Source organism: uncultured Aquincola sp. (assembly GCF_964001545.1).
In the GTDB taxonomy this organism is placed as follows: Bacteria; Pseudomonadota; Gammaproteobacteria; order Burkholderiales; family Burkholderiaceae_C; genus Aquincola.
This window is the reverse complement of sequence record NZ_CAXFDV010000359.1, coordinates 1-3,700: the sequence shown is the minus strand read 5'-3', so window position 1 is coordinate 3,700 and position 3,700 is coordinate 1. Positions and strand designations below refer to the sequence as shown.

The window sequence follows — 3,700 nt, the reverse complement described above, 5'->3', positions numbered from 1 at the left end:
GCCCGAGGCCCGCGCCCGCCATGCGCAGATCATGGAGCGCCTGGCCACGCTGACCACGCAGTTCGGCCAGAACGTGCTGGCCGATGAATCGGCCTACCGCCTGGAACTGCGCACGCCTGAAGACGAAGCCGGCCTGCCCGACTTCGTGCTGGCCGCCGCGCGCGAGGCCGCGCGGGCGCGCGAACTGGCCTGGCCGGTGATCACGCTGTCGCGTTCGCTGGTGGTGCCTTTCCTGACCTTCAGTGCCCGGCGCGACCTGCGCGAGCAGGCATGGCGCGCCTGGACCAGCCGCGGCGAACATGCCGGCCCCACCGACAACCGCGCGCTGGTGCACGAGATCCTGGCGCTGCGCGCCGAGCGCGCCGCACTGCATGGCTACGCCAGCTTCGCCGACTTCACGTTGGCCGACACCATGGCCGGCACGCAGGCCGCCGTGGCCCAACTGCTGGACGACGTGTGGACCCGCGCGGTGGACACCATGGGCCGCGAGCGCGCGCAGATCGATGCGCTGCGCGCCGAGGCCGGCGACACCGGCACGCTGGAGCCCTGGGACTGGCGCTACTGGGCCGAGCAGGTGCGCCAGCGCCACTACGCCATCGACGATGCCGAGGTGAAGCCGTACTTCGCGCTCGACCGCATGGTGGCCGCTGCCTTCGATTGCGCGCAGCGCCTCTTCGGCGTGCAGTTCACCGAGCTGGCCGGCGCGCCGCTGTACCACCCCGACGTCAAGGCCTATGAAGTGCGCGATGCGCAGGGCCAGGCCATCGGCGTGTTCCTGCACGACAACTTCGCGCGGCCCAGCAAGCGCAGCGGCGCCTGGATGAGCGCCTACCGCGTGCAGCACCGCAACGGCAGCACGGTGCTGCCCATCATCGTCAACAACAACAACTTCGCCAAAGCCGCGGCCGGCGAGCCCACGCTGCTGAGCTTCGACGACGTGCGCACGCTGTTCCATGAATTCGGCCATGGCCTGCATGGCCTGCTGTCCAGCGTGACCTACGAGCGCTTGAGCGGCACCGCGGTGCTGCGCGATTTCGTGGAGCTGCCTTCGCAGCTGTACGAGCACTGGGCCACCGAGCCCGAGGTGCTGCAGCGCCATGCCCGCCACGTGCACACCGGCGAGCCGATTCCGCAGGCGCTGATCCAGCGGCTGCAGGCGGCCGAACGCTTTGGCCAGGGCTATGAGGCGGTGCGCTACGTGGGCAGCGCGCTCACCGACATGGCGGCCCATGCGCTGCCGCTGGCCGAGCTGCCTGCCGACCCGGTGGCCTTCGAGGCCGCGGTGCTGGCCCAGCGTGGCCTGCCGCAGGCGGCCGGCGTCAACCACCGCTTCACCCACTTCCAGCACCTCTTCGCCGGCCATGGTTATGCGGCCGGCTACTACGTGTACCTGTGGGCCGAAGTGCTGGATGCCGATGCCTACGGCGCCTTTGTGGAGGCGGGCAGCCCCTTCGATGCCGAGGTGGCCGGCCGGCTGCTGCGCCACATCTACGCCGCCGGCAACACCGTGGCGCCCGAGCAGGCCTTTGCCGCCTTCCGCGGCCGTGGCCCCCAGGTGGAGCCGATGCTGCGCCAGCGCGGCCTGCTGCAAGACACCGGGGCGGCCGCCTGATGGCCGCGCTGCCCACCAGCGGCCCAGTGACGGCCGACCAGGCCATCGCCGAGACCCGTGCCTGGCTCGAGCATGCGGTCATCGGCCTCAACCTGTGCCCCTTCGCCAAGGCCGTGCATGTGCGCGGCCAGGTGCGTTATGCGGTGTGCGAATCGGCCGACCCTGAAGTGCTGCTTCAGCAGCTGGCCGACGAGCTGCAGCAGCTGGCTGCCACCGATGCGGCCGAAGTGGACACCTGCCTGCTGATCCACCCCGCGGCGCTCACCGATTTCGACGACTACAACCAGTTCCTGGACGCGGCCGAGGCCCTGGTGGAAGAGCTGGACCTGGACGGCGTGCTGCAGGTGGCCAGCTTCCACCCGCAGTACCGGTTCGCGGGCACCGAGCCCGGCGAGATCGAGAACGCCACCAACCAGAGCCCCTACCCGATGCTGCACCTGCTGCGCGAAGAAAGCATCGACCGCGCGGTGGAGGCGTTCCCCGAGCCGGAAGCCATCTACGAAGCCAACCAGCGCACCCTGGCCGCGCTGGGCCACGACGGCTGGGAAGCCCTGCGTGAGCGCTGGCGGGCCGATGCACGCACGGCGATTGCTGCAACGCCGCCAGGGCGCGACTGAAGGCGCGCCCGCAGACCCAGACCCACGAGGTGCCCCATGGCCGGTTCCAGCTTGCTTGCCCTGATCGACGACATCGCCTCGGTGCTGGACGACGTGGCCGTGCTCACCAAGGTGGCCACCAAGAAAACGGCCGGCGTGCTGGGCGACGACCTGGCGCTCAATGCGCAGCAGGTCACCGGCGTCACCGCCGACCGCGAGCTGCCGGTGGTGTGGGCGGTGGCCAAGGGGTCGCTGTTCAACAAGTGTTTCCTCATTCCCGGCGCGCTGTTGATCAGCGCCTTCGTGCCCTGGCTGGTGACGGTACTGCTGATGCTTGGCGGGGCCTTTCTGTGCTTCGAGGGCGCCGAAAAGCTGGCCCACAAGTTCCTGCACAAGGAAGACGCCGAGAAGGAGCGCCAGGCGCGTCTGGCGGCCCTGGCCGACGGCGAGACCGACATGAAGGCCTTTGAACGCGACAAGATCAAGGGCGCCATCCGCACCGACTTCATCCTCTCGGCGGAGATCATCGTCATCGCGCTGGGTACCGTCAGCGCTGCCCCCCTGAGTCAGCAGATCGCGGTGCTGGTGGCCATCGGCCTGCTGATTACCGTGGGCGTCTACGGCCTGGTGGCGGGACTGGTCAAGCTCGACGACCTGGGACTTTACCTGACGCAGAAAGACGGTGGACTGGCACAGGCCCTGGGGCGAGGACTGCTCAAGGGCGCACCGCTATTGATGAAGGGGCTGTCGATCTTCGGCACCCTGGCGATGTTCCTGGTCGGTGGTGGTATTCTCGCCCACGGCATTCCGGTGGTTGGCCACTGGATCGAGGGGCTGGCCGAGACCGAGGTAGCCATTCCTGGCCTCGACGCCATCATGCACGGGCTGGTGCCAATGCTGGGGAACGGCCTGTTCGGCCTGGCTGTGGGCGCTGCCCTGGTCGCCGTCTGGACCGGCGTCCAGCGGCTTCGGGGCAAGGGGCACTGAATGCCAACGCCCTTCGACGATGCACATGATGTACCCGACGAAGAAAGCGTGTTCCTGGTATCAAGCAAAAAGGGCGACCCTCGGGTCGCCCTTTTTAGGTGATGGCCGATGGCCCTTACTTGTCTTTGCTGATGGTCCGTTGAGGCCTAGCCGGTGGCGCTACGGCGTGCCGCGACCAGGGTGCGTAGTGCGTCCACCGTCAGGAACACGATCAGGCTTACCCCCATCACCGGCATCGCCAGCCCCAGCAGCAGGGCCACCAGAGAGATGAGCGCCAGCACCGATAGTGGCAATTCCAGCAGTGCCTGCCACAGCGTCTGGCTGTCGCGGTTCAGGGCGCGGCGGCGCCACCACATGGCGTAGCCCCAGCCCACCATGGTCATGATGCCGATGCCCAGCGTGGCCAGCAGCAGTTGATTGGGCAGACCGAACAGGATGCCCATATGGCCGTCGATGCCCCAGCGGGTGAGCTTGGCGGCAGGCGGGTAGTCGCTGAAGCGCATCT

General features: G+C 68.5%; 4 protein-coding genes. 3 read left to right on the top strand and 1 reads right to left on the bottom strand.

Annotated elements, in window-relative coordinates:
• The 3 genes from ABNT58_RS12365 to ABNT58_RS12355 form a co-directional block, all read left to right on the top strand.
• Positions 1 to 1,612: M3 family metallopeptidase (locus tag ABNT58_RS12365; protein ID WP_348753778.1), on the top strand; the 1,612-nt coding region annotated here is incomplete at its 5' end.
• The gene (locus ABNT58_RS12360; RefSeq protein ID WP_348753777.1) at positions 1,612 to 2,229 is read left to right on the top strand and encodes a DUF1415 domain-containing protein; all 618 of its coding nucleotides are present in this window, start codon (positions 1,612 to 1,614) and stop codon (positions 2,227 to 2,229) included. The genes ABNT58_RS12365 and ABNT58_RS12360, both read left to right, overlap by 1 nt.
• 36 nt (positions 2,230 to 2,265) lie before the next feature.
• On the top strand, positions 2,266 to 3,195 hold the full coding sequence (locus ABNT58_RS12355) for a DUF808 domain-containing protein (RefSeq protein ID WP_348753776.1): 930 nt from the start codon (positions 2,266 to 2,268) through the stop codon (positions 3,193 to 3,195).
• Between the two features lie 146 nt (positions 3,196 to 3,341).
• Here the strand turns inward: ABNT58_RS12355 and ABNT58_RS12350 are convergent.
• A partial coding sequence (locus tag ABNT58_RS12350; RefSeq protein WP_348753775.1) for a PepSY domain-containing protein occupies positions 3,342 to 3,700 on the bottom strand: 359 nt, incomplete at its 5' end.

What these genes read in the sequence shown, in the direction of transcription:
- ABNT58_RS12360 (WP_348753777.1), top strand. Translation starts at nt 1,612, where the DNA reads ATGGCCGCGCTGCCCACCAGCGGCCCAGTGACGGCCGACCAGGCCATC.
- ABNT58_RS12355 (WP_348753776.1), top strand. Translation starts at nt 2,266, where the DNA reads ATGGCCGGTTCCAGCTTGCTTGCCCTGATCGACGACATCGCCTCGGTG.